Source organism: Vreelandella sedimenti (assembly GCF_013416325.1).
In the GTDB taxonomy this organism is placed as follows: Bacteria; Pseudomonadota; Gammaproteobacteria; order Pseudomonadales; family Halomonadaceae; genus Vreelandella; species Vreelandella sedimenti.
Map to the genome: position 1 here is coordinate 71,181 of NZ_JACCGK010000018.1, position 25,298 is coordinate 96,478.

General features: G+C 56.6%; 22 protein-coding genes. 11 read left to right on the forward strand and 11 right to left on the reverse strand.

Going from position 1 to position 25,298, the window contains the following annotated elements:
• Window position 1: 1 nt before the first annotated feature.
• Window positions 2–1,396, reverse strand: coding sequence for an aminotransferase-like domain-containing protein (locus HZU72_RS18855; protein ID WP_180094891.1), 1,395 nt, complete (start codon window positions 1,394–1,396; stop codon window positions 2–4).
• Between the two features lie 97 nt (window positions 1,397–1,493).
• Between HZU72_RS18855 and HZU72_RS18860 the strand changes: the two genes are divergently transcribed.
• Window positions 1,494–2,099 (forward strand): LysE family translocator, encoded by a 606-nt coding sequence (locus HZU72_RS18860; RefSeq protein WP_180094893.1) that lies wholly within the window; start codon window positions 1,494–1,496, stop codon window positions 2,097–2,099.
• Here the strand turns inward: HZU72_RS18860 and HZU72_RS18865 are convergent.
• Together HZU72_RS18865 and HZU72_RS18870 are read right to left on the reverse strand one after the other, a co-directional pair.
• Window positions 2,096–2,467, reverse strand: a complete 372-nt coding sequence (locus HZU72_RS18865; protein WP_180094895.1) for an I78 family peptidase inhibitor — start codon at window positions 2,465–2,467, stop codon at window positions 2,096–2,098. The genes HZU72_RS18860 and HZU72_RS18865 overlap by 4 nt on opposite strands.
• Before the next feature lie 105 nt (window positions 2,468–2,572).
• Entirely contained in the window at window positions 2,573–2,704 is a 132-nt protein-coding gene (locus HZU72_RS18870; protein WP_027958626.1) for an entericidin A/B family lipoprotein, read from the reverse strand.
• Window positions 2,705–2,878: 174 nt separating this feature from the next.
• Here HZU72_RS18870 and HZU72_RS18875 point away from each other — a divergent pair, with 174 nt between their 5' ends.
• Window positions 2,879–3,298: an HIT domain-containing protein gene (locus HZU72_RS18875; RefSeq protein WP_180094897.1), complete on the forward strand. Its 420-nt coding sequence runs from the start codon at window positions 2,879–2,881 to the stop codon at window positions 3,296–3,298.
• A gap of 7 nt (window positions 3,299–3,305) precedes the next feature.
• On the opposite strand, the gene HZU72_RS18880 is transcribed toward HZU72_RS18875, so the two are convergent.
• The 4 genes from HZU72_RS18880 to HZU72_RS18895 form a co-directional block, all read right to left on the reverse strand.
• Window positions 3,306–4,337 carry a nickel/cobalt transporter gene (locus HZU72_RS18880; RefSeq protein WP_180094899.1) on the reverse strand — a complete coding sequence of 344 codons (1,032 nt, stop codon included), beginning with the start codon at window positions 4,335–4,337 and terminating at the stop codon, window positions 3,306–3,308.
• Between the two features lie 78 nt (window positions 4,338–4,415).
• The gene (locus HZU72_RS18885) at window positions 4,416–5,075 is read right to left on the reverse strand and encodes a DUF1007 family protein (RefSeq protein ID WP_180094902.1); all 660 of its coding nucleotides are present in this window, start codon (window positions 5,073–5,075) and stop codon (window positions 4,416–4,418) included.
• Complete coding sequence (locus tag HZU72_RS18890; RefSeq protein ID WP_180094903.1) at window positions 5,072–5,431, reverse strand: hypothetical protein; 360 nt, start codon at window positions 5,429–5,431, stop codon at window positions 5,072–5,074. The genes HZU72_RS18885 and HZU72_RS18890 overlap by 4 nt, the downstream gene beginning before the upstream one ends.
• Complete coding sequence (locus tag HZU72_RS18895; RefSeq protein WP_180094905.1) at window positions 5,428–5,988, reverse strand: hypothetical protein; 561 nt, start codon at window positions 5,986–5,988, stop codon at window positions 5,428–5,430. The genes HZU72_RS18890 and HZU72_RS18895 overlap by 4 nt, the downstream gene beginning before the upstream one ends.
• A 140-nt stretch (window positions 5,989–6,128) precedes the next feature.
• On the opposite strand from HZU72_RS18895, the gene HZU72_RS18900 reads away from it, so the two are divergent.
• Together HZU72_RS18900 and HZU72_RS18905 are read left to right on the forward strand one after the other, a co-directional pair.
• Complete coding sequence (locus HZU72_RS18900; RefSeq protein WP_180094907.1) at window positions 6,129–7,262, forward strand: glycerate kinase; 1,134 nt, start codon at window positions 6,129–6,131, stop codon at window positions 7,260–7,262.
• 275 nt (window positions 7,263–7,537) lie between these two features.
• Window positions 7,538–8,014 carry a Dps family protein gene (locus HZU72_RS18905; protein ID WP_180094909.1) on the forward strand — a complete coding sequence of 159 codons (477 nt, stop codon included), beginning with the start codon at window positions 7,538–7,540 and terminating at the stop codon, window positions 8,012–8,014.
• A gap of 63 nt (window positions 8,015–8,077) precedes the next feature.
• Here the strand turns inward: HZU72_RS18905 and HZU72_RS18910 are convergent, their stop codons facing one another.
• Entirely contained in the window at window positions 8,078–9,544 is a 1,467-nt protein-coding gene (locus HZU72_RS18910) for an aminoacyl-histidine dipeptidase (protein WP_180094911.1), read from the reverse strand.
• 27 nt (window positions 9,545–9,571) lie between these two features.
• On the reverse strand, window positions 9,572–11,659 hold the full coding sequence (locus tag HZU72_RS18915) for a tRNA(Met) cytidine acetyltransferase TmcA (protein WP_180094971.1): 2,088 nt from the start codon (window positions 11,657–11,659) through the stop codon (window positions 9,572–9,574).
• Window positions 11,660–12,091: 432 nt separating this feature from the next.
• Here HZU72_RS18915 and dctP point away from each other — a divergent pair, with 432 nt between their 5' ends.
• The 4 genes from dctP to HZU72_RS18935 all read left to right on the forward strand — a co-directional run bounded on the left by dctP (window position 12,092) and on the right by HZU72_RS18935 (window position 16,968).
• Window positions 12,092–13,195: a TRAP transporter substrate-binding protein DctP gene (gene dctP / locus HZU72_RS18920; protein ID WP_180094913.1), complete on the forward strand. Its 1,104-nt coding sequence runs from the start codon at window positions 12,092–12,094 to the stop codon at window positions 13,193–13,195.
• Window positions 13,196–13,260: 65 nt separating this feature from the next.
• Window positions 13,261–13,764, forward strand: coding sequence for a TRAP transporter small permease subunit (locus HZU72_RS18925; RefSeq protein WP_180094916.1), 504 nt, complete (start codon window positions 13,261–13,263; stop codon window positions 13,762–13,764).
• The gene (locus HZU72_RS18930; RefSeq protein ID WP_180094918.1) at window positions 13,761–15,095 is read left to right on the forward strand and encodes a TRAP transporter large permease; all 1,335 of its coding nucleotides are present in this window, start codon (window positions 13,761–13,763) and stop codon (window positions 15,093–15,095) included. The genes HZU72_RS18925 and HZU72_RS18930 overlap by 4 nt, the downstream gene beginning before the upstream one ends.
• 187 nt (window positions 15,096–15,282) lie before the next feature.
• Complete coding sequence (locus tag HZU72_RS18935) at window positions 15,283–16,968, forward strand: ABC transporter permease (protein WP_180094920.1); 1,686 nt, start codon at window positions 15,283–15,285, stop codon at window positions 16,966–16,968.
• Here HZU72_RS18935 and HZU72_RS18940 read toward each other — a convergent pair.
• Window positions 16,965–18,083, reverse strand: coding sequence for an ABC transporter ATP-binding protein (locus tag HZU72_RS18940; protein ID WP_180094922.1), 1,119 nt, complete (start codon window positions 18,081–18,083; stop codon window positions 16,965–16,967). The genes HZU72_RS18935 and HZU72_RS18940 overlap by 4 nt on opposite strands.
• 243 nt (window positions 18,084–18,326) lie before the next feature.
• Between HZU72_RS18940 and HZU72_RS18945 the strand changes: the two genes are divergently transcribed.
• Window positions 18,327–19,352: a Fe(3+) ABC transporter substrate-binding protein gene (locus HZU72_RS18945; RefSeq protein ID WP_180094924.1), complete on the forward strand. Its 1,026-nt coding sequence runs from the start codon at window positions 18,327–18,329 to the stop codon at window positions 19,350–19,352.
• Between the two features lie 82 nt (window positions 19,353–19,434).
• Here HZU72_RS18945 and polA read toward each other — a convergent pair whose 3' ends face one another.
• Window positions 19,435–22,224: a DNA polymerase I gene (polA, locus tag HZU72_RS18950; protein WP_180094927.1), complete on the reverse strand. Its 2,790-nt coding sequence runs from the start codon at window positions 22,222–22,224 to the stop codon at window positions 19,435–19,437.
• Window positions 22,225–22,404: 180 nt separating this feature from the next.
• Here polA and HZU72_RS18955 point away from each other — a divergent pair, with 180 nt between their 5' ends.
• Window positions 22,405–23,364 (forward strand): homoserine kinase, encoded by a 960-nt coding sequence (locus HZU72_RS18955; RefSeq protein ID WP_180094929.1) that lies wholly within the window; start codon window positions 22,405–22,407, stop codon window positions 23,362–23,364.
• Window positions 23,361–25,289 (forward strand): biosynthetic arginine decarboxylase, encoded by a 1,929-nt coding sequence (gene speA, locus HZU72_RS18960; protein ID WP_180094930.1) that lies wholly within the window; start codon window positions 23,361–23,363, stop codon window positions 25,287–25,289. Before HZU72_RS18955 ends, speA begins: the two co-directional genes overlap by 4 nt.
• The last annotated feature ends 9 nt before the right edge of the window (window positions 25,290–25,298 follow it).

The following is a 25,298-nucleotide window of genomic DNA, read 5'->3' on the forward strand; positions in this document are numbered from 1 at the left end:
TTCACAAAGTAACAGGGGCTAATGGGCGCTCAGTTAAACAGGCGGCGATGATACTCAATGCCTGAATTAATTCACTGCGATCCGCCGCGGCCCCAATACATAGCCGAATCGCTTGGGGCGCTGGCGTGCTCCCGACACAAAAGGGCTCTGCGCTGCTGACCTTAACGCCCCCCAGCAGTAGCCGTTCACACAGCTCTACGGCCCGGCTCCCCTCTGGCAGCGCAAGCCATACATTGCTGCTGTGCGAACGCCCGCTTAAGGAAAAATCTTTTAGCCATTCGGCAGCCAATTGCTGACGCTCCGCGAGCTCTTGGGTTTGCCAAGTAAGTAGCTTCTCAGCCGCGGCCTGGTTAATCCAGTGGCAGACCACATCGACCATTAATGGCGGCACCATCCAACTCTGGGCGCGCAGGCCAGTCGCTAACCGCTCGTGCAAGCTTTTAGGCGCACGCAGTACGCCAATTCGTAGCCCACCCGCCAGCACTTTGGCGGTACTAAACACAAACAGCGTGCGCTCCGGCGCAAGCCTGTAAAGGGGTGTACCGCGCTGCTCAGCGGGCAGATACTGCACGCCATCTTCAATCAGCCAGATATCGTAGCGTCTTGCCAACGTTACCAGTCGCTCGCGGCGCGATTCGCTTAAACACGCGCCGGTGGGGTTGTTCTGTTCCGGCGTTAGATAAATCGCTCTAGGCGGCTGCCGGGCACACTGCGCCTCAAGCAGATCCATGCGCATCCCTTCACCATCTTGACCAATCCCCACCAGCTTTAAATGGCCCTGCTGCGCTGCGCTGATAGCACCGGGATAGGTCAATGCATCAGCAGCCAGTAGCTCACCCGGCCGTAGCAAGGTGCTGAGCGCCAGACTAATACCGTGTTGGCCACCCTGGGTGATGAGCAGTTCATCAGCCATCAGCGGCATGCCTAAGGTATGTAACCAGCGAGCGAGTACTTCACGATGTTCATGGCATCCCTGGGCCTGTTGGTAGGTGACACCGCGCGCTAATGCTGCCGCGGACTGGCTTAAGGCGAGCAGCGCTTCGCTCAACAGCGTCTGCCGCAACGGGTGGGGCGGTGGCAGGCTAAGGCTTAAATCGATCACACCGGCCGTTTCGTCAGCGGGAAACGTCAGGCTAAAAGCATTGTTTTGGGTTTGGCTTTTCACATAGGTACCGCTACCCACCCGTGCCGACACCCAGCCATTGCGTTCAGCCTCAGCGTACCCCCGGGTTACCGTGCCGATGGTCACACCTAGTGCATCCGCCAAGCGGCGCTGAGGCGGCAATCGCTCCCCTGGCAATAGTGCTCCCGACTGAATAGCGGCTTCAATGGCGCTGGCAATAGCACGGTAGCGTGAACCAGAAAACTCAGCAAGCAAGGGCACCCACATTGTCATGGTGACAATAAAACCTTTGACGTCAATTTAAACCCCATTATGCTAGCAAAAGCGGCAACAAAACAATCCTTATCACAAAATTGTATGGATACAATAAATGAATAGCGAATGGGTAATCCTCGGTCCGGCCGCGCTCTATATGATGTCGATGACGCTTACCCCAGGGCCGAACAACGTTATGCTTACCGCCTCTGGCGCTAACTTCGGCTTTAAGCGCACGCTGCCACATATGTGGGGGATTTTAGGCGGCTGCTTTTTGTTGTTTGCAGGCATAGCACTGGGCTTGGGCGTGCTGTTCGAACGCTACCCGGCGATTCAAACGGCACTGCGTTGGATAGGCAGCGCGTATTTGCTCTATTTGGCTTGGAAAATTGCTAGCGCCCCACCGCCCAATCTTAAGGCGCAGGCCCATAGCGTACCCTTTACATTTTGGCAGGCAGCGGCGTTTCAGTTCGCCAATCCTAAAGCGTGGGTAATGGGGCTGGCATTGATGGCGGGTTTTCTACCTGAAAGCGGCCAACCGGTATTTAATGCACTGTTACTGGCAGGCTTTGCAGAAATGGTAGCCCTGCCCTGTATTACCTTATGGGCCGCCTTTGGCACGGCGATTGGGCAGTGGATCAAAACGGATACCGCGTGGCGGGCGTTCAACATCACCATGGGCGTATTGACCGCCGCCTGCGTCGTGCTGATTTTAGGTTAGCCGCAGCGCAGCGCTTCAATGCCATCTTGATCATCAAGATGGATATTCAAGCGATCTGGACGGTGATCCATGGTGGCCATATCTCCAGGACGCAGCACGCGCACCTGTCGAGCACCGCTATCGCTTTGTAACTGCGAAACGTTAGCCTCGTCGAAGGGCTCACCGATAGCGGACTGAATAGCGTCTAGATCACAGCTGGCAGACTGCTCACCACTGGAACCGTTTGGCACTACCGTTGGCGGCGGTGGCGCTGCGTCTACGTCGTCATTGGCAGGGGAAATCGGCATTTGGGAACTAACGCAGGCCGTTAGCAGCAGCGCACAAGCGCTAACAGCGGCAAATTTAACCAGAGCAATACGGGGTTTCATCCTTGAATCTCCAAAAAAACAAGTTATCAGAATCGACTATAAACCCCACGGGCCAAGCTAACGCCTAGCCCGTGGGATACCACTTATTTTAAAACGCAGACTTATTTATTCAGCTGCATCTTGGACGGCTTTACCGCCCTCTTGCACATCCTGACCAGCGCCAGAGATGGTGTTACAACCAGTTAGAACACCCGCAGTCATCAGCAGCATAAAGCTCATGGCCAATAATTTTTTCATTTTCCGTTCTCCTTAACGAGTCATTCAATATCGGGAAACTCCACTGGCAATGTAATTTGCCACTTGGGAGTTTTTTCAGGGTAACAGCGTTTTGGTAATCGCGCTTGCTTTCCCTACTTCACTTCGCGGCTGCTATGCTAACAATTATCAAAACCGCTATCTGGAGCCTATTACTTGATCAAATTCGAGCTAGATGAACGCCTTGCCGCCGACACCTTACCCATCGCAGACCTCCCGCTAAGCCGTGCACTGCTGATGAATGACGCGCGCTACCCCTGGGTGATTTTAGTACCACGCCACGACGCTATCAGCGAGGTATTCGAGCTTTCTGCCAACGACCAGCAGCAGCTTTGGCGTGAAGCCACTCAGCTAGGCGAAGCAATGAAAACAGCGCTGGGAGGCAACAAAGTCAATATTGCCTCGCTAGGCAATGTGGTTAGCCAACTGCATGTACACATTGTGCTTAGACGGCACGGCGATGCGACATGGCCAGCACCGGTATGGGGCAATGGCAGCCCAGAACCCTACGATCTGGATGGCCAGGCGCAGTTACGGGATCAGTTGCTGGCACTTATCGACGGGCTTGATATATAGACGACTTTTATCCCGTTAATGGGTGGCCTTGACGAACAGGCGGCTCATTGAGAAGCGGCCCACTGGCAGGCTGTGCGACACCCGCAACGCTAAGCGAAATCCCCAGCACCACTATCAACGCACCGCCGGCCAGAGCCACCCAGCCGGTAGCTTTTTGTACACCGCGCTGGCTGTACTGCTGCTTGGATAAGCGTCGCTGCGCCCAGCCACGGGCAAAAATGCTCGCCAGGGCGAGCGCTGACACAGTTATCCCCGTGCCGATAGACATGGCCACTACCGATGCCACGCCCACCTCAAACTGACCCAGCAAGCTGGCTGCCCCCAGCATTAATACCGCCCCACTACAGGGACGCATACCAATGGCGCCGACCGTCATCATTGCTGTTCGCCAATCCAATACTTGCTGCGGCTCAATATGGTGAGCACCGCCGCAACAGTGTCTGTGGTCATGGCTCTGGCTATGTTCATGGTTTGGATTATGTTCGTGGCCTGGACTGTGCGAATGAGCCGCTCGCTCCAGCTGATAGGCTCGCCGCAACTGCTTGACAGCCCGCCAGCATAGCCACGCCCCTAACGCCGCCACCAGCAGAAAACTAGCCTGCTCTACCCAGGCAACGCTGCCCATGGCCTGCCGAGTTATCCAGCCTAGGCCGTAAACCAGCACAACGACCAGCGCAATGGCGGTCACGCCTTGCAGTAAGGAGGCGGCAAAAGAGAGCCCCAAGGCGCGCTTTACCGCACCGCCGTGGGTGGCTAAGTAGGTCGCCAAGACGGCTTTACCGTGCCCCGGCCCAGCGGCATGAAACACGCCATAGGCGAAGCTAATGCCTAACAGACTCACCCAGGTCGCCATGGTGGGGGTGCGCGACAGTTCGGTAATCGCCAGCGTTAGCGAACGGTGCAGGTCACGCTGCCAACCGAGTAGCTGGTAGCTCGCGCCCTGAAAGCCGCCTTGCCAAACGATGATGAGCACTGCCGCGACTAGCAGCAGGCCCAGCATTAACCCTAACTGACGTGTAAAGGGTCGTGTTAAGAACATCTAACCGCTCCATTGAGAAGTTGTTATAAGGTAACATAGCTATAAAATAACACGACACCGCCTGTTTTCGAACAGCGCCTAGCGACAATCAATTTGGCCGGTTTCGGCAAAATAGCGCCCCAAGCCGGGCTCACCACTCTCATCTTTATCGAGCAGCGCCGCTTGCATCACCAGCTCAGGGTCGGGGTCAGCGGGGAGAATAGACAACTTGCAGCTAGGCTCACCGTGAAGAATCAGCGCATCATCCCGTGGCTGGCCATCCTCCTCCTCGTGCACCACTTCGATGTAGTAGGTAGGGTCAAACACTTGGTACGTAAGCAGAGCATCATTCAGCGCTTGAGGGGCCGCCAGCGGCAGAATAAACATAAAGGTTAGCCGTCCTTCGCGCTCCATGGCGGTATATTCGCTTACCTCGCCCAACGCCTGACGTTCACCATTAATACTCACTTCGGTTAAATAGTGCTGCACGGCGAGATTATCGCGAATCTCTTTGCCAAGCTGATCCAATCCCTCTTCTAGACTGGCGTTTTCCACCTGCTGTAGTTCTTCAAAAACGACCAGGCTGTAGAAGGGATCCATCCGCCAGGTTTGATGCAGGCCACTCACCCTGCCCTGCTCATCGGTGATGACCCGCACACTCAGGTCGATCCAGCCGTGAGGGTGGGCACGGGCATCGGGACTAACCACAAGGCTACTCATGCCCAAGCAAACGGCGACTACGGCACCTGTCCACTTCATGGCGCGACACCTAATTTATGTTGCAAGGCGACAAGCCAAGGGTCGAGCAAATAGGGCGGCAAGGGCTGGTTACCTCTCAGCGCCGAGACGCGAACGCGGCTGCCACTGCCCTCTTCACTCACCTGCAACTGCAGGCGGTACTCTGGCCAGCGGGCAAGGGATGCCTCGGCGCGCCCCAAGGACAGATCCGCATGGCGTACCACGTAGCCCTGCTCCACCATCAATTCCACGGCTTCGCGGAAGGTTTCCTCTGAAGAGGTAGCGTAAACCAGTTCACGGGGTTCCAAAGGCGTTGTCGTCGCGCAGCCAACCAATCCCCCCAGTAGCCCGATTAACAACCAGTGGCGCATTTTCATAACGGCCTCCCGGTCACAGGGGCGGTTTGCGTAAAACTGGTCTGAAAACGCTGACAGAAATCGTCGTTGCTGGCACTGTAGGATTCACGCAGATCACCCCAGTGATCGAAGCGGCGAATATCGCGGGATATACGTATATGCGCGTCGTCCACCAATAGCGACACACGCTCCACCTCCACCGGCTGCTGGCCCACGCCACCGCCATAACCAATCCCCCCGATGCCAAAACCGACACCGGAACCACCGCGCCCTATGCCCACACCACCAAACAGGCGCATTCCACGCCCATAGCTGTAGGCATCGTCGTAAGGATCATAATAGCCGTGCAGTGGCCGTTCGCGGCTGGCGCTGATCAAGCCCAGGGAGGTATCGGTAGAGTTCAGGGTAAACCCCCACTCGGTGAGCACCTCAACGCTGGTTTCCAGCGCCTGCTCATGGGTGGCGGGGAAATAGCACGAAGCCGCTGGCGCTGGTTCCGCTTGGGGCAGACGGTCAGGAACCACTTGGCAGCCAGCAAGTACCAGCAGACAGGTTAAGCTTATGGGTATCGACTTCATGTTAGTCCCTCTAAATGGGCGAGGCCGCTGGTTTGGCGCAGGCTAGCGCGCTAAGCTCGCCAAAGGTGGTCATACTTAACTGATATTGTAGGGTAATGAAGACACCGTATTGAAGACACCGTTTTGCGGAGATCGTGCTAATGAATGTTTTGCTTTGCCCCGACAGCTTCAAAGATGCACTAAGCGCCCAAGACGCCGCAGCCGCCATGGCGCGGGGCGTGCAGCGCGCTGTACCTGATGCGCACGCTCAAGTTTGCCCTTTAGCTGACGGCGGCGAAGGCAGTTTAGACGCACTCATCGCCGCTACTGGTGCCGAGCGGCGCCAGCTAAACGTTCAAGACGCCCTGGGGCGCCCTCGCCAAGCAGCCTGGGGCTGGCTGAGCGACCAGCGTACCGCGTTTATTGAGTTGGCTGAAGCCAGCGGATTACAGCACTTAGCGCTCGACGAGCGTAATGCGCTACACACCTCTACCTTTGGGGTGGGTGAACTACTGCTGGCGGCACTGGATCAGGGCGCAGAAAAAGCGCTGCTGCTGCTTGGCGGCAGCGCTACCAATGACGGCGGCGCCGGCATGCTGCAGGCATTGGGCGCACGCTTTTTAGATCAACACGGCGAACCGCTTCCCTCCGGCGGCGCGGCGCTGAACCAATTGGCTAGCTTAGAACTCGATGGGCTAGACCCACGGCTAGCCAAGTTTACCCTGGAAGCCGCCGTCGATGTGGATAACCCGCTGCTGGGGGAACGCGGTGCCAGCGCGGTATTTGGCCCGCAAAAAGGTGCATCACCTGAAGAAGTCGAGCAGTTGGATCGTGCGCTTGGTCACTTCGCCGATATTAGCGCTCATGCATTAGGCGACGATTATCGAACGCTGCCGGGCGCAGGGGCCGCGGGCGGCATGGGGTTTGCGGCCAAAGCTTTTTTAAATGCCACGCTAAAGCCCGGCATTGAGATGATTATGCAGCAGGCCGACATGGCTTCGCTCTTGGCCCGTGCCGACCTGGTGATTACCGGCGAGGGTCGTTTGGATGGGCAGAGCCTGGCGGGAAAAACGCCCATTGGCGTTTCCCGTGCTGCCAAACGCCTTAACAAACCCGTTATCGTGTTAGCAGGCAGTCTAGGCGATGGTTGGCAAGCCTGTTTTGATGAAGGCGTCACCGCTGCTTTCGCGTTAGCCGATGGCCCCATGACATTAGCTGACGCACTACCGCGTACCGCTGAACTGCTGGAAGCACGCAGTGAAAGCCTGCTTCGACTGTGGGTGCATAGACGTTGAAACACACTCAGACCTTGAAAAAAAACCCTACCGCCAGCATCTAATTAATCAGCAAAGGGTAACAGCAGTGACTTAATGTCGAAGCACGAATGCCAAAGCCCTAATGTCAAAGTGCTAATTCCTAAAATCTAATTTCAAAGTTCTAATTTCAAAGATCTATGGCCGCGATGCAAAAAACTTGTTTTGCATCGCCTCTATGACACTCTATTCTGAAAGCATGTATCAACCACCGCCTACTGTGGCATAAACACTTCGGCATAAAGAGGAAGCAGGATATGACTGACACCAACAGCATTGGCCTACACGAAGGTAGCGCTAGTCAACTCGCCGAAAAGCTCAACCACCTGCTGGCCAATTACCAAATTTTCTATATGAACGTACGCGGCTACCACTGGAATGTTCGCGGTAGCGACTTTTTTGAGCTGCACGCCAAGTTTGAAGAGTTCTACACCGACCTGCTGACCAAAGTGGACGAGGTTGCCGAACGCATTCTGACCCTGGGCCACAAGCCGGTACACGTCTACAGCGACTACGTAACGCTGTCACGTATTCAGGAAGATAAAGACGTTCACGATGGCACCACCTGCGTCAAAGGCGTGCTGAAAGGCTACCAAACCATCATTGAGCTTCAGCGTGAGCTGCTGGCACTCGCTTCTGATGCCGACGATGAAGGTACCGCGGCGCAAGCCGGTGACTACATCCGTGAGCAGGAAAAAACCATCTGGATGCTCAACGCCTATTTAAGCAAGTAGGCGTCATCTTTTGATGCAAGAACGGCACCGTCTAGGTGCCGTTTTTGTATTCGCGCAGGAGAACTAGCGCTGATCGGCAAGATCTTCAATCAGCGCACGCAGCATTGACCAAAACTCCTCCACAGAGGCGATCTCCGCCCGCTCATCTGGCGAGTGGGCGCCACGAATCAGCGGTCCAAAAGAGATCATATCCAAATGCGGGTATTTGCCGCCAAGAATGCCGCACTCGAGCCCGGCATGAATCACCTTCACCTCCGGCTCGCGGCCCAGTAGCGTCGTGTGGCGGGCTTTAAAGGTCGCCAATAGCTCGCCATTCGGATTAGGCGCCCAGCCTGGGTAGCTGTTCTCAACTTTTACCCGTGCGCCAATCAATCCAAACAGCGCTTGAAAGCGATCCGCCATGGCCATTACCGCACTATCGTGCAGTGAGCGTACCAGTGCGCAGAGATGCAGCCGCCCATTATCCAGACTTAGCACACCCAGGTTATTGGAGGTTTCCACTACGCCTGGTACGTCCGCACTCATCCGCTCGACGCCGCAGGGGGCTGCGTGAAGCGCTGCTAGCAGCATCACACTGGCGTCCAAGGTTAAAGGTTCCGCGTCGGGCGCCTTAGTCAGGCGCTGGGCGCTGATGCGAAGGCCACTATCACCACTACCTAATTCTCTTAACAGGATCGTTTCAAGCCCCGCGATAGCCACCATGGCAGCATCTACTTCGTCGGCGGGCAGCGCCACCTGGGCAAAGGCTTCCCGGGGAATCGCATTGCGCAAGGTGCCGCCATGGTAGCTAATCAAGCGCGCATCAAACGCTTCAAGGGAGCGCAGCACTCTGACCAACAATCGGTTGGCGTTACCCAGCGGCTTATGGATATCCACGCCGGAGTGGCCGCCCTTCAGGCCGGTCAAGGCGATTTCGATCACCCGCTCGTGGTCGCCAGTGGCGGCACTGGGGAGTTGGGCATCGACTTCAACGTCGGCCCCGCCCGCACAGCCAATATAGACCTGCCCCCGATCTTCGCTATCCAGGTTGAGTAGCAGCGAGCCAGCGAGCCAATTCTCAGCCAGGTTCAGGGCGCCGCCCATGGAGGTCTCTTCTTCCAAGGTGAATAGCGCTTCCAACGGCCCGTGGCGTAAATCAAGGTCTTCCAGCACGGCGAGAATCGCCGCCACGCCCAATCCGTTGTCTGCGCCCAAAGTGGTGCCATCGGCGTGCAGCCAGCCGTCGGCCACATAGGTGCTGATAGGGTCGCGGGTAAAGTCGTGAGCATGATCGCTGTTGGCCTGGGCCACCATGTCCAGATGCCCCTGGAGTACCACGCCAGGCGCCTGTTCGCAGCCGGGAGAAGCTGGCTTAAGCAGGCGTAAATTACCGAAGGTATCCCGGTCGTGGGCGAGGCCTTGAGCATCGGCCCAGCTTTCGAGGGTAGCGACGAGTGCCGCCTCATACCCAGAGGGGCGCGGCGTATTACAAAGCATTCGAAAGTGGCGCCAAACCAAGGAGGGCTCAAGCGCGTCAAGATGTGCGTTCATAAAGACTCTTCGTTATCGGTAACCGGCCTACTTTACCTCAATGAGGCTGTTGACAGCGAGGCGCAGGGATTTCACTGCGTCGTTATGAGCATCCGCCAGAGCGATATTTTGGAACGCCCAGGCAGATAATTGTTGATGTGCCTGCTGTTGTGTCTCAGTTAAAGCGCGGTGGCTGGCTATGCGGGCCAAGGCTTGCAGAGCCGAGCGGGCAAGAGCGGGGTCGCGATGGGCGGTCGTTACGTCCTCGATATCCTGCCACTCGCGGTCACTCAGTGGCATGCTTGGCATTTGAGCGAGCAGCACTACGAGCACTGCTGCGGGTAGCGCCTTGAGTTCAAAGGCAAGCAGACCAGGGAGCGCGGCCAGAAAGCGTTCGCTGAGTTCAGCAAGCACCACCTCGCCCTCTGAATTCAACGCTTTAGCCACCATAACAGCGAACTCCCCGGTGGATGTCTCCCGGGTAATCCCTAAGCGCACCGGCGTAAAACCCAGCGCCAGCCAAAAGCGCAGCAGCGACGCTTCAGCGCCGAAGGTCGCGCCATAAAGTGCAGCACCTTGCTGCTTGGCAGCGTCCATATCCTCGCCTAGTAACGTTTGCCCCAAGCCTTGGCGTCGCCGCTCGGGGTGAGTAGCAATACGCACCACTCGACGCCAGCGGGCGGTCAATGCCCCGCGACTACCGGCATGGGTTGCCAGCGATTGCGCCAACAAATGCCCCTGGGGACGTCGTTCACCGCGGGCAACCTGGTTGGCAAGAGTGGCCTCAAAGCCGCCCTCTTCACGGGTGACCAACACCGCTTGAGGTTCACCTGCCTGCTCAATCATGCGTAGCTGAGCGCCTGGGCTGTCAAGCAGTTGGCGCAGGTCATTGGGAGAGGTGCGGTAGTGCGACTGTACCAGCAGCCCAAACAGCTTCTCCAACATAGCGTCTTGATGGGCGAGGCGAGCTCGATCAATCACCTTGGTTGCCCCTGCGCGGCCAGCCGTCTGAGCGCTGGGCAACGGTGCTTTTAACAACAGCAGTTGGTTGACCAGAGCTTCCAACGGGTCGCCGCTGCGCCAGCGGATGGGCGCGCTAAGCGTTAGCGCTTTCCACTGGGGCGTCAGGCGATCAAGGGTCGCGCGAAAGCGCAAGGCGAAGCCTCTTCCCGACCCCTCATAGCCGTGCACCGTGGTGGCAAAAGCAATACGCGGAAAGACCGCGAGCCACTGGCCCAACAGTGCAGAGGGAATCGCTGCCGCCTCATCGACCATTAGATAACTGCCATCACCGCCCTGCTGCTGAGCGTTAACCTGCTCGGTGAGCACATCTGGGGGTAAAAAAATCAGTTCGCTGCCCTCGGCCAACACAAAGTGGCCGGTAGCGACACGACGGCCGTCCGGGCAGAGTGCCGCTACCCGCTCGAACACGCTCTCCACCGCACTCAGCCGCGGCGCGGTGAGCACTACCCGTTGGGCTTTGTGGGTCAGCAGCCGAGCACAGGCAATGCCCAGCGCGGCGCTTTTGCCGCGCCCACGATCAGCGGTTATTACCAACGGGCGGCGGCGCTTTAAGCCAACCAGCTGTGTCACTGCGTAGGCTTGGTCTGAGGTCAGGCAGTCGCTATCACCACTTTCGGCTTCATCTGCTTTGCGCACAGGCAGTCGAGGTAGATACAGCGTCTGGTCAGCGCGCCAGCGCACTACCTGAGACGAGGCCTGCAACTGGCGCGCTAAGCGCGCCAGGTAGTGGCAGCTCAGCTCTGACCAGTGCCAGGGGTGATCAGCAAAACGTGCGTAGTCTGGATCAGGCGACTCTCCCCACGGCTGCGGGGTGAGCAATACCAGTAAACCACCGGCGGTGAGCGTTCCCGCCAGCACCCCCAAGGCTTCGGGATCAAACCCGGTGCGGTGGGTGTCGAGCACTACCAACTGGTGCTCTGCGCCCAGGCGCGTGCGCGCCTTGCGTGGCGACAGGTGTTCGCCCCCCACCCATAACGGCGCACTCCAGGGGTGGGCTTGCCATAAAGCCTGTGCAAGGGATTGGCACTGCTCGGCATCGCCGCTTAGCCACACAAGCTGGCGCCAGCAGCGGCGGGCCAAACGCTGCGCATGATGAACCAACGCCGCCACCATCCGAGCTTGCTGTTTATTCTCTAAATGGATATTTAACAAATGATTTCCTGCTCCAGCGCGACTGCTTCCCATCACGTTACCCTATTAAGTGTGTAAGTGTGCCGCTGAGCGTCTTATGGAGCGCTTTATGCTACAACTTTGGTTGAATAATTTAACTCCTTTCAACGTTCTTGAGCTACTTAACCATTCATTTCGACGCTTACAAAACAACATAACCAACTGTTTTAATTAAAATAACAGGGTTACCCTCTAAAAACCAACGACTGAAATCTCTTACATTACTGATATTGCACTGCAGCGGGGTTGTTGTGCTAATTTAGCTCTGCAGCGCTAAAACCCATGTTTACGTAAACGTAACCCAGCAGCGCTGCACTTTCCTGCATCCAGGTACCCAACACTAATAACGCCACGCGCCAAACCAGGAAATACATCATGAAAACAATGAACAAATTTGCCCTCACCGGCCTTGCCGCTGGTATTGCCTTCGCTGCTTTAACGACCACCGCCCAAGCGCAAGAAGAGTGGACAATGACCAGCACCTGGCCTGAAAACCTTGATCTGATCAAGATTGACCAGCACTGGGTGGAACTGGTCAATCAATTGGCGGGAGAAGAGCTACAGATCAATTTCCGCGCAGGCGGTACACTGATGCCCGGCACAGAAGTATTTGATGCCACCGAAACGGGCAGCATTGAAGCCGCGGGCGACTGGCCGGGCTATTGGGCTGGCTTGAACCCCGCCTTTTCGCCACTGGCCACGACCACCAGCTTGTTTAATGGCGTTGATTACCTTAACTGGATTCAGCAGTGGGGCGGCCGCGAGCTGTACGAAGAGATCTACGGTCAGTTCAACATGGTTTATCTTCCTTACGGCATTACCAACAATGAGTCGGGCTTTATGGGCCGCACCCCGATTGAAAGCATTGCCGACCTGGAAGGCAAGCGTCTGCGCCTTTCGGGCCGCGATCAGGGTCGCGTACTCGAAGAGCTGGGCGGCTCGCAAGTCACTCTGGCGGGCGGTGAAGTCTACCAAGCTATTGAGCGTGGCGTTATCGATGCGGGTGAGTTTTCGACCCCTGGCGTTGATTTCAATGCCGGCTTTGCCGAAGTGGCTGACTACTGGGCAACCCCCGGTTGGCACCAGTCTGCCAGCGTATTTGGCGTAATGATCAATAAAGACGCCTGGGACGCCCTATCAGAAGAGACCCAAGAGACTCTGCGTATTGCGGCGGATGCCACCATGGCATGGTCACTAGCCTGGTCTGAGCGCCAGTCTACCGAAGCCACACAGAAGTTCATCGACGCGGGCGTCACGATCAATCAGTTCTCTGAAGAGGACTTGGCGCGCATTCAGGAAGTCACTAACGAGGTGATTCTGCGCGGTGCTTGCGAATCTCCTGACCACGCCAAGGTCTACCAGTCGATGATTGCCTACCTTGAGCACTACGCAACGTGGCGCGATGTTTCCGCTCCCTACAACATGAGCCGCGTGATGGACAACCTGCCCTCACTGGAAGAGATCGAAGCCTGCCTGTAAGGCGCTTCTGTGCCGCCTTGGTGTTTGCCAGGGCGGTTTTTTTGTGCTGACCGCGGAGATCTTCCATGAATGCGATTGCCAAGGCGATCGATGCCATCAATGAAGCTTTTGGGCGTGTCATCGCTCCATTGATTGCCATCATTACCCTGATTGTTCTTTACGACATTGCATCACGTTTTCTATTTGGGCGCCCTAGCGACTGGGCATTTGACGTGACCAAAATGCTGTTTGGCGCCCACTTTATGCTAATGGCAGCCTATGGGCTCAAACATCATGCCCACGTGGAAGTCGATATATTAAAACGTCTGCTGTCGCGCAAAAAGCAAGCGATGCTCGAAGTGATTGGTTACCTGATTTTCTTTGTCCCCTTTATCTGGATGTTGATCACCCTGGGCTGGAGCTTCTTTGAACGCGCTTGGAGCCGCGGTGAAACCACCTATGGCATGGTCTCAATCCCGGTCTACCCAATCAAAGGGGTGATTGTGGTGGCCGCTATCCTGATTCTGCTGCAGGCAATTGCCATTGTGCTGCGTGCCATCATGCAGCTTCGCGAGGAGGCATCAGCATGAACCTAAGTCCTGAAGTACTCACGCTGGTGATGTTTGGCGGCCTGATGGTAGGGCTGTTTATGGGCCACCCGTTGGCGTTTGTGCTAGGCGGTGTAGCCGTTATCGGTGCCTTTCTTGGCCCCGGCGAGCGCATTCTCGGCACCCTGATCAACAATATTTTCGGTAACGCCATGGATAACTATGTCCTGGTCGCGATACCGCTATTCATTTTGATGGCGAGGTTCTTAAACGACTCCGGTGTTACTGAGAAGATGTTTGACGCCATGCGCCTATTGCTGGCGAACCTGCGCGGTGGTTTGGCGCTTACCGTGGTCATTGTGTCGGTGCTGCTAGCGGCCACCACCGGTATTGTTGGCGCTTCAATTGCGGTAATGGGCATGATTGCCCTGGTACCGATGCTCAAGTATGGCTACAACAAGGAGCTGAGCGCAGGCGTTATTATGGCCAGCGGCTGTTTAGGCATTTTGATACCGCCCAGCATCATGCTAATTCTGATGGCCAGCTACTCACCGGTTTCCGTGGGCGCACTGTTTGCTGGCGCGCTGATTCCCGGCCTACTGCTTGGGGTCATGTATGCACTCTACGTACTGATCATCTGCTACATCAAACCGCACTATGGTCCCAAGGTGCCGGTAGAAGAGCGTGCCGAAGTCAGCACCAAACAACTGCTGATCATGCTGGCGAAGTATGTGGTGCCACCCATGTCGCTAATCCTCGGCGTGCTGGGTGCGCTGTTTACAGGTATCGCCACCGCCACTGAAGCATCCGCTATCGGCGTCTTTATCGCCTTCATCCTGTTTATGATCTTTGGAGACCGCAAAATCAGCACCTGCTTCTGGACAATGATAGAAGCGGGCAAGACCACCACCATGGTCATGCTGGTACTCGTCGGCGCCACTGCCTTTACCGGTGTGTTCTCGCGCGGTGGCGGCATGACCGTGATTAGCGACCTTGTGCTGGCAATGCCTGGCGGCACCATTGGGGCACTGATCCTGATGCTGTTCCTGGTATTTATCCTGGGCATGTTCCTGGACTGGACCGGTATCGTACTGCTGAGCTTCCCGATCATGCTGCCCATCGTCGAAACCATGGGCGTGGATATGCTCTGGTTCGTGGTGATGGTGGCGGTAGTACTGCAGACATCGTTCCTGACCCCGCCCTTTGGCTATGCGCTGTTTTACTTAAAAGGCGTGGCACCACCCGGGGTCGAAATCGTCGATCTGTACAAAGCGGTCGTGCCGTTCGTCGCTTTGATTCTGCTGGCCTGTACGCTAATGGCGTTCTTCCCGTGGCTGATTACCGGCCTGCCGAACATGATGCTAGGTTACTAGAACTTTCCCGCCCCAGGTTTAAGGCTTAACCTCCAACCATTATGGCCCGCTCAGGCGGGCTTCTTTTTTGTATTTATGGCTGTACTGCCAAGCTGCAGTAAAACAGCGTCAATGCTACTATTCACGCCCGTCACTATTTCGCATTAAGTGCACTGCGCCACTTTACGCTGCTGCAAGGAGTGTTCGTTTGTTCAGATCCGGCTATCGCGGGCTATTCGCCTTCTCCTCTTCGTTTAGCCGTCGCGCTAGCCCCTGGTCAATTGCCCTGATAGCAGTTGCGTTCGTCGTGGCGCTGCCTGTGCTGGTGGTGTTTGCCCATATTGCGATGCCCACCGATGGCGTTTGGCAACACTTGGCCAGCACCGTACTTGGACGCTATTTGAACAACACCTTCTGGCTCGTTGTGACCGTAGGAATCGGCACGCTAATCATCGGTACCGGGACAGCCTGGCTGGTGGTCATGTGCCGCTTTCCAGGCAAGCGGCTATTCGAGTGGGCGCTACTGCTGCCATTAGCAGTACCCACCTACGTTATCGCCTACGCTTACACCGACTTTCTCCAATTTGCCGGGCCGTTACAAAGCCTGCTACGCGAGACGTTTGGCTGGGGGTATGGCGACTACTACTTTCCCAATATTCGCTCCCTTGGTGGCGCCGCCACGGTAATTACCCTAGTGCTTTACCCCTATGTCTACCTGCTGGCCCGCGCCTCGTTTTTAGAGCAGTCGGTCTGCGTGCTGGATGTGGGCCGCACTCTCGGCCGCGGCCCCTGGAAACTGTTTGCCAGTATCGCCGTACCGTTGGCACGCCCGGCGCTGGTGGGTGGGGTATCGCTGGTTCTGATGGAAACACTTAACGAGTTTGGCGCTGTGCAGTTCTTCGGCGTGGATACCTTTACCACTGGCATCTACCGCACCTGGTTTGGCATGGGTGAACAGGTAGCGGCGGCGCAGTTGGCAGCGTGCCTGCTCACCTTCGTGATTGTGCTAGTGCTGCTGGAGCGCTGGTCACGGGGTAAGCGCCGCTACTTCCACACCACCAATCGCTATCAGCAGTTGCCCGAGTACGTATTGCACGGCTGGCGCGCTGCTGCAGCGACACTAGCCTGTCTGGTGCCGGTGCTGGTGGGGTTTTTACTGCCCAGCGGCATTCTGCTCAATCTAGCCCTGCAAGGGGGCGATTCACTCTGGGGCTCGCGATTTATTGGCTATGCCTGGAACAGCCTGGGGCTGGCAACAGTGGCTGCACTAATCGCCGTGGGCTTGGCCGTTGTGCTGAGCTACGGCGTACGCATGCACGATACGACGTTTGCGCGGGTGGCTTCTCGCGTAGCCTCTATGGGCTACGCGATCCCCGGCTCGGTAGTCGCGGTGGGCATTCTGATTCCGTTTGCCTGGTTGGATAACGCCCTCAACACCTGGCTGAATAATCACTATGGCTACATCGTTGGACTGGTTTTCAGTGGGTCGGCGTTTATTTTGCTATACGCCTATGTCGTGCGCTTTTTAGCTGTCTCATTCAACGCCGTTGAGGCGAGCTTAGGCAAAGTGACCCCCAGTATGGATGCCGCCTCGCGCACGCTGGGTCAAACGGCGGGGGGCACGCTGCGCCACATTCATACGCCAATGATGCGCAGTAGCCTGTTGGCGGCGGGAATTTTAGTCTTCGTTGACGTCATGAAGGAACTGCCCGCGACAATTATTCTGCGCCCCTTCAACTTCGACACCCTGGCCGTGCGGGCGCACAATCTCGCCTCTGACGAGCGTTTGGCTGAAGCATCGACCTCCTCGCTGGCGATTGTGGTGGTAGGCATCCTGCCGGTCATTCTGCTTAGCATGGCAATGCGCCGCTCACGCCCCGGCGCTAACTCCTAGGGCGTGAGCGGGAAAACAAATACCTGTGAAAGGTCGAGGTGAATATCCACCGGCTGCCCCTCCGCGGGTAAAAACACCCCAGGTACGCGGGCGTGCAGATGGGCCTCAAGGCCGTTTTCACCATGGGCACACAGGTGTAGAAGGCTGGTGCGCCCCAGCAGCTTCGCCATTACCACATGGCTGTGGCGGTGCTCATCCGTAGGCAGTTCACGCTCAACAATACGCAGCGCCTCAGGGCGAATCATGACCTGGGCATCGCTGCCTTCCGCTAGCCCACCGGCCGGCACCCGCCCCACTGGCGTATTAACCGCGCCATTATGCACCTTGCCCTGTAGCTCATTAACGTCGCCAAAAAAGGTCACGACAAAAGGGTCTTGAGGTGCGCAGTAAAGCTCTCGCGGCGTTCCCGTTTGCACGATGCGGCCATCCCGCATTAGCGCGATGCGATCGGCCATAAACATGGCCTCTTCGGGGTCATGGGTCACCAACAGCGTCGCCGCGCCGACTTTTTTAAGCACGTGCAGCGTATCATCGCGGATGCGGTCTCGCAGCCGCGCATCAAGGCTTGAAAACGGTTCATCCAACAGCATTAAGCGCGGAGATGGCGCCAGCGCCCGTGCCAGGGCCACCCGCTGCTGCTGTCCCCCTGAAAGCATATGCGGGTAAACATCGATATACGCGGACATACCCAACTGCTCAAGCAGTTTGGCCGCCCGCTCCCGACGCTCGCGAGAAGCTAAATGTTTAAGTCCAAAGGTGACATTTTCCAAAACGGTTAAGTGGGGGAAAAGTGCCGAGTCTTGAAACGCCAGCCCGACATTGCGCTTTTCAGGCGGCACGTGACGCTGGCCTGGGCCTGCAATATAAATATCCTCTAAGGAAACGCTGCCCTCTTGCAGCACTTCAAGGCCCGCAGCGATACGCAGCAGCGTTGTTTTGCCACAACCAGAGGGCCCCAATAGGCAAACCACCTCTCCTGGAGCAACGCTTAAATCCACCCCTTTTACGACCGTATGGCCATCATAAGCGTGGCGTACATTGTGAAGGGTTAACGCCGATGAGCCAGGCGCTTCCTCAGCAGCCCTTCTTTCAGTTACCTTTAGAGTTGCCGTCATAAATCACCGCTATTAATTAGCACTGTCTGAATAGCACTTTCCAGGTGAGCAAACCGCACCTCTAAAAGACTAAACGCGGATTCAGTACATTTGAAAGTTGTTTGCATTCTATTTTTAATTGCCCCGATATGCACGTACCACCTTTTGGGTAGGCATTTACTCTTGACTGAAGGCATACGAAACGCTTCAATAACAATGTTAATAATGTAACTTATTATCATTCAATAAATAAGGATGTGCTTGATGAAAACCGTACGCTTTGTTGCTCCGATGGCAGCGATGATGGTGGGCGCTACGTTTGCCGGTCAGGTCGTGGCAGACGAGCTCAACCTTTACTCCGCGCGCCACTACGACTCTGACGAACGCCTCTACGATGCGTTCACCGAAGAGACAGGCATCGAAGTCAACATCCTTGAAGGCGATTCCGATCAGCTGATCGAGCGTATTCAGCGCGAAGGTGTGGCCAGCCCCGCAGACATCATGCTCACCGTCGATGCTGGCCGTCTCTGGCGCGCTGAAGATGAAGGCATCTTCCAAAGCGTCGAGTCGGACGTTCTTAACGAGCGCCTGCCCGAATCCATGCGCCACCCTGACGGCTTGTGGTTCGGCTTTAGTCAGCGCGCACGGGCGATTTATTACAATCGCGACAACTTCGATCCGAGCCAGATCGAAAGCTACGAAGACCTTGCCGACCCGCAGTTTGAAGGCAAGGTGTGCATTCGCTCTTCCAACAACATTTACAACCAGTCGCTGCTGGCCGCAATGATTGAACACCACGGAGAAGAGGGTGCTGAAGAGTGGGCCCAGGGCGTGGTCAATAACATGGCGCGGGATCCGGAAGGTGGCGATACCGACCAGATTCTGGGCGTGGCCAGCGGAGAGTGTGACATCGCAGTGGCTAACCACTACTACTATGTGCGCCTGCTAAAATCTGACGACGACGCCGAGCGTGAAGCGGCTCGCAAAGTGGGTATTATTTTCCCCAACCAGGATGACCGCGGCACTCACGTGAACGTTGGCGGCGCCGGTGTGGTGGAAGGCGCGCCTAACCGCGAAAACGCCATTCGCTTCCTCGAATACCTCGCCTCAGACACTGCTCAGGAAATTTTCGCCTCCGGCAACAATGAGTTCCCGGTAGTTGACGACATCAAGAAAGACCCGGTGCTGGAATCCTGGGGCAACTTCAAAACGGATGACGTGAACATCAGCGTGCTGGGTGAGAACAATCCTGAAGCGATCCGCATTTTTGATCGTGTCGGCTGGCGTTAAACCGCTACCCTAACCATCGCGGTTCGTCCAACCCCGCAGCCACTTGGCTGCGGGGTTCCCGTTTATGATGGTGGTTACAGAGTTAGTGCGCCTCATCCCAATTGGCACCGCTCTCCGCTTCTACAATCAGCGGTACCTTCAGCTCAGCCGCGCCCTGCATGCGTTTTTGTACCTGCTCAATAAACGCTTCGACCTGCTTCTCGGCCACCTCAAACACCAATTCATCGTGCACCTGCATCACCATCAGCGCATCGAACTCGCCTTCCGCTAGCCACGCATCCACATCGATCATTGCCTGCTTGATAATGTCGGCGGCAGTGCCCTGCATCGGCGCGTTAATCGCGGTGCGCTCAGCGCCTTGGCGGCGGTTGCGATTTTGCGACTGAATTTCCGGCAGGTAAAGCCGCCGCCCTAATACAGTTTCGACAAAACCATCATCTGCCGCTTGCGAGCGAATGCGCTCCATATAGCGGGCCACGCCGGGATAGCGGTCAAAGTAACGATCAATGTAGGTTTGCGCCTGGTTGCGCTCGATATGCAGCTGACGAGACAGCCCCCAAGCACTCATGCCATAGATCAAACCGAAGTTGATCGCTTTGGCGCTGCGGCGCTGATCGCCAGAAACCTTTTCAAGGGAGGTGCCGAAGACTTCCGCTGCCGTGGCGGTGTGAATATCACGCCCTTCAGCAAACGCCTCCAGCAGCCCTTTATCTTCAGATAAATGCGCCATAATGCGCAGCTCAATTTGCGAGTAATCGGCGGCGACAATACGGTAGCCGGGGCGGGCAATAAATGCCTGACGAATTTTGCGTCCCTCTTCGGTACGGATGGGAATGTTTTGTAAGTTGGGATCCGACGACGACAGCCGCCCGGTCGCGGTGACCGCCTGATGATAGCTGGTGTGTACCCGGCCAGTGGCTTTATTGAGCAAACGCGGCAGCTTATCGGTGTAGGTGGACTTCAGCTTGGCCAGCCCCCGATGCTGCATAATCACCTTGGGCAGCGGGTAATCCAGCGCCAACTCTTCCAGCACACCTTCCGCGGTAGAGGGTGCGCCTTTAGGGGTTTTCTTGAGCACCGGAATTTTCTGCTCTTCAAACAGAATCTGCCCTAACTGCTTGGGTGAGCCGAGATTAAATTCGCGCCCGGCCAGTTCAAACGCCTCGCGTTCTAATTCGCCAATACGCTGCTCTAACTGCTGGCTCTGTTGATGCAAGCGCTCGGCATCTACCGCTACCCCATTGCGCTCGATGCGCGAGAGCACCTTGATCAGCGGCAGCTCGATATTATCCAGCACCTCCGCCAGCCGCCCTGCGCTTTCGACCTGGGGACGCAGCGCTTGCTGCAGCCGCAGGGTGATATCGACATCTTCGCAGGCGTAAGGCGCCGCTTGCTCCAGGGCAATCTGGTTAAAGGTCAATTGCTTGGCGCCCTTACCCGCAATCTCTTCAAAGGAGATGGTCTTTTCACCCAAATACTTGAGCGCCAGCGAGTCCATATCATGGCGGGTGGCGGTGGAGTTGAGCACATACGACGCCAGCATGGTGTCAGCAAAAGGGCCTGCCACGGAAATCGCATAGTTGGCCAGCACAGAAATATCGTACTTGAGGTTTTGGCCAATCTTGGTTTTTGTCGGGTCTTCCAGCAGCGGCTTTAGCGCCGCCAACACCGTTTTACGGTCAAGCTGCTTAGGTGCATCCAGGTAGTCGTGGGCAAGCGGAATATAGGCCGCCTCCCCCGCTTCCAGCGAAAAGCCAACCCCAACGATTTCTGCGTCCATGTAATTAAGGCTGGTGGTTTCCAGATCGAAGCAGTAGCACTCGGCGTTTTGTAGCCGACCCAGCCAGTGATCGAAGTCTGCCTGTTCGAGGATGACCTGATCTTCACGAACAGACGCTTGTACAGCAGCGCCCGAACCCTCGGACTCGCTACCACCTTCTTCAGCGCTTACGGGCGCAGGCTCGCCGCCTTTAACGTCATCTACGCCTTCGTCTTTGCCTTCCAGCAGCTCGCCCAGCCACTGGCGGAACTCCATCTTTTTATACAGTGTGACCAGCGCTTCGCGATCCGGATGAGCAATATCCAAATCATCCAAGCCCACCGGCAACTCGCAGTCGACTTTAATGGTGGCCAGCTGATAGGAGAGAAACGCCTGATCGCGATGCTCTTCAAGCTTCTTGGGAAGGGTTTTGGCGCCCCGGAAAGTGAGCGTTTTCACTCGTTCTAAATCGCCATAAATGGTCTCCAGCCCGCCACCCATGCCTTGCAGCAGGCCAATAGCGGTCTTTTCACCCACGCCGGGCACACCGGGAATGTTATCGACCTTATCACCCATCAGAGCGAGAAAATCGATAATCAACGCGGGCGGTAGGCCGAACTTTTCTTCTACGCCCGCCTCATCCAGGGTTTCATCCTTCATGGTGTTCACCAGGGTAATATGAGCATTAACCAGTTGCGCCATATCCTTATCGCCGGTGGAGATCACTGCATCGCGGCCCGCCTGGGTGGCGTGATGGGCCAGGGTGCCAATCACATCGTCCGCCTCTACGCCGTCAACGCAAAGCAGCGGCAGGCCCAGCGCCTTCACGCAGGCGTGCAGCGGAGCGATCTGGCTGCGTAGGTCATCGGGCATCGGCGGGCGGTGCGCTTTATAGTCGCTGTACAGCTCATCACGGAAGGTTTTGCCCGGCGCGTCAAACACCACGGCCATGGGGCTTTCGGGGTAATCCTTAATCAGCCGTTTGAGCATATTCAACACGCCTTTCACCGCGCCCGTTGGCTGACCATTGGAGGTCGTTAGCGGCGGCAGCGCATGAAAGGCACGGTACAGATAGGAAGAGCCATCGACGAGGACGATCGGAGCGCGAGCCATAACCAAGTTCCATTGTTAAATAAGATTGCTTAAAAAGAATTGCCAATAAGAGTGCCTCACATGATACGCGTTGCACAGCCAGCCTGCAGAGCCAAACTTGACTCTCTTATCACAACAACGCTGCCAACTGAGCGTCCAAGCCGCTACAATAATGGGCTTAGCAACCTGGGCGAGATTCTCATGGCTGTATTTACTCCGCTTAGCGACGCACAGGTCGCCGCGTTTTTAGAAAAATTTGATGTGGGCAGCTTTGTTTCCCTTAAGGGAGTCGCGAGCGGCACCGAAAATTCGACTTTTTTTGTGACTACCGACCGCCGCGAACTGGTATTAACCCTGTTCGAACAGGGCGAACACGCAGAACTGCCGTTCTTTGTTGAACTACTGGACTATTTGGATGAACACCGCTTACCGGTGCCCGGCACCATTCATGACCGCGAAGGTATCGCGCTGCATAGTCTGGAGGGCAAACCGGCGTTGCTATTCCCGCGCCTGCCTGGCCGCCATCCCGAGGCGCCCAATGTAGCCCAGTGCCACGCCTTAGGCGATACGTTGGGTCGCCTGCACGTGGTGTCAAAGCGTTTTCCCGGCCACCGCCCCAACCCGCGGGATCTCAACTGGCTGCAGGTGATGCACCATAAAGTATTGAGTTACCTAAGCCCCGCGGATCAAACGTTGATGAAGGATGAAGTCGACGATTTCGAGAGCGCCTTTATGCGACACGGTGAGCTGCCCCAGGGCGCCCTGCACGGTGATCTGTTTCGCGACAACACTCTGTTTGAGGGTGACCAGCTTGGCGGTATTATCGACTTTTATAATGGCTGCACTGGGGATCTCCTGTTTGATTTGGCGATTGTAATCAACGACTGGGCCTCTAACGACGATGGAACGCTCAACGCTGAGCGCTACAATACGCTGTTGGGCGCCTACCAAGCGCGCCGGCCGTTAACTGAGGATGAACGGGAGCTGTGGCCCACCATGCTTCGCATGACGGCGCTGCGCTACTGGCTGTCACGCCTGCTGGTGGTCTATGTTGATCCCCCGGCCCACGATTTGACGCCCCACGACCCTGAACGTTTTCGAACCATATTAACTGCGCGCATTGCCCACGGTGCTTTGCCGCTACCTGAGGTTTCTGCATGAGTGTGATGGCGACGACTAGCCCTGCCCTTCGCGCACGGCGCACCTGGAATATCGATCAATGGGGTAGCGGTTACTTCGACGTGGATGACCAAGGTCAGGCCCTGGTGCGCCCGCTGGGTAGTGATGCGGAAGGCCCGGCGCTACCACTAAGCGGCTTGGTTCGCCAGTTGCAAAGCGCTGGGCTGCGTCTGCCTGTGCTGGTACGCTTTAGCGATATTCTTCATGACCGGGTTGAGCAACTGTGTGGCGCTTTTGATGCCGCCATGAGCGACTGCGACTACCAGGGCGGCTACACCGCCGTTTACCCGATCAAAGTGAATCAGCAGCGCCGAGTGGTGGAAGAGATCCTGGCCACCGCCGAGCGCGGCAACGGCCGGGTGGGTCTGGAAGCGGGCAGCAAGCCGGAGCTACTGGCAGTGCTGGCGCTTTCTGACGGCGGCTCTTCGCTGATCGTCTGCAATGGCTACAAAGACCGCGAGTATGTCCGCTTAGCGCTGCTGGGTGAAAAGCTTGGGCATAAGGTCTATTTGGTGGTCGAAAAGCTCTCCGAGCTGCAGTTGATTTTGGAAGAGGCGCGAGAACTGGATGTTACCCCGCGTATTGGCCTGCGCGCCCGCCTTGCCTCGGTAGGTAAGGGCAAATGGCAGAATACCGGCGGTGAGAAGTCTAAGTTCGGTCTCACCGCCAGCCAAATTCTCGAGGTGGTAGACACCCTTCGTCGTGAGGAGGCGCTGGAAAGTCTGCAGCTTGTGCACTTCCACCTAGGTTCCCAGATCGCCAATATTCGCGATATTCAGCGCGGTCTGCGTGAGTGCGCGCGCTTCTACCAGAACCTGATGCAGTTGGGTGCCCCCATTGACACCGTCGATGTAGGTGGCGGCCTGGGTATCGATTACGAAGGCACCCGCTCGCGCAGCTTCTGCTCAGCGAACTATTCGATGCGTGAATACGCCCGCAACGTCGTCAGCGCCTTTGCCCAGCTCTGCCAAGAGGCAAACCTGCCACAGCCTCATCTCATTAGCGAATCCGGCCGTGCGCTAACTGCCCACCACGCGGTGCTAATCACCAACGTGATTGGCGAAGAGCGCATCGACGACACGCCGCCTGAACGGCATTCGACAGGAGAGAGCCAAGAAGATGCCCAAGTAGAGCTGCTGTGGCGGGTGTTTGAGCAGTTAGCGACCACCCAAGAGCCGCGCATGCTGGTGGAAGCGTGGCACGACCTGCTTCAAGCGGTTAGCGAGCTGCAGGAACGTTTTGTGATGGGTTTGAGTGATATTACGGCCCGCGCTGAAGGCGAACGGGTGTATATGGCTGCCTGCACACGGCTGCGCACTCAGTTGGATACCCGTAACCGTGCCCATCGCGAAATCATGGATGAACTGGCGGAGAAACTCGCCGATAAACTGTTCGTCAACTTCTCGCTGTTCCAATCAGTGCCTGACGTTTGGGGCATCGAGCAGATTTTCCCAGTACTGCCCCTTAGCGGGCTGGATCAAGCGCCCACCCGACGGGCAGTGATTCAGGATATCACCTGCGACTCCGACGGGCGCATCGACAGCTACGTCGACGGCCAGGGGGTAGAGAGCACCCTACCGCTTCCCGAGTGGGCTTCAGACGATGAACGCTGGCTAGGGTTCTTCCTAGTGGGCGCCTATCAGGAAATTCTTGGCGATCTACACAACCTGTTTGGCGACACCGACTCCGTTGATGCTGCGCTCAATGCCGACGGCGAGTGGACACTATCTAACCCGCTGGCCGGGGACTCGGTGGCCCAGGTACTTGCCTACGTCAACTTCAATGCCAATGTGCTCAAGCAGAAGCTCACCGACCAACTAGCAGCAAGCGGCTTTACTGCCGACGAGCAAGCGCGCTTTGCGGCGAGCTTAAGCGAAGGGCTGGAAGGTTACACCTATCTTGAATAACTGATCTTG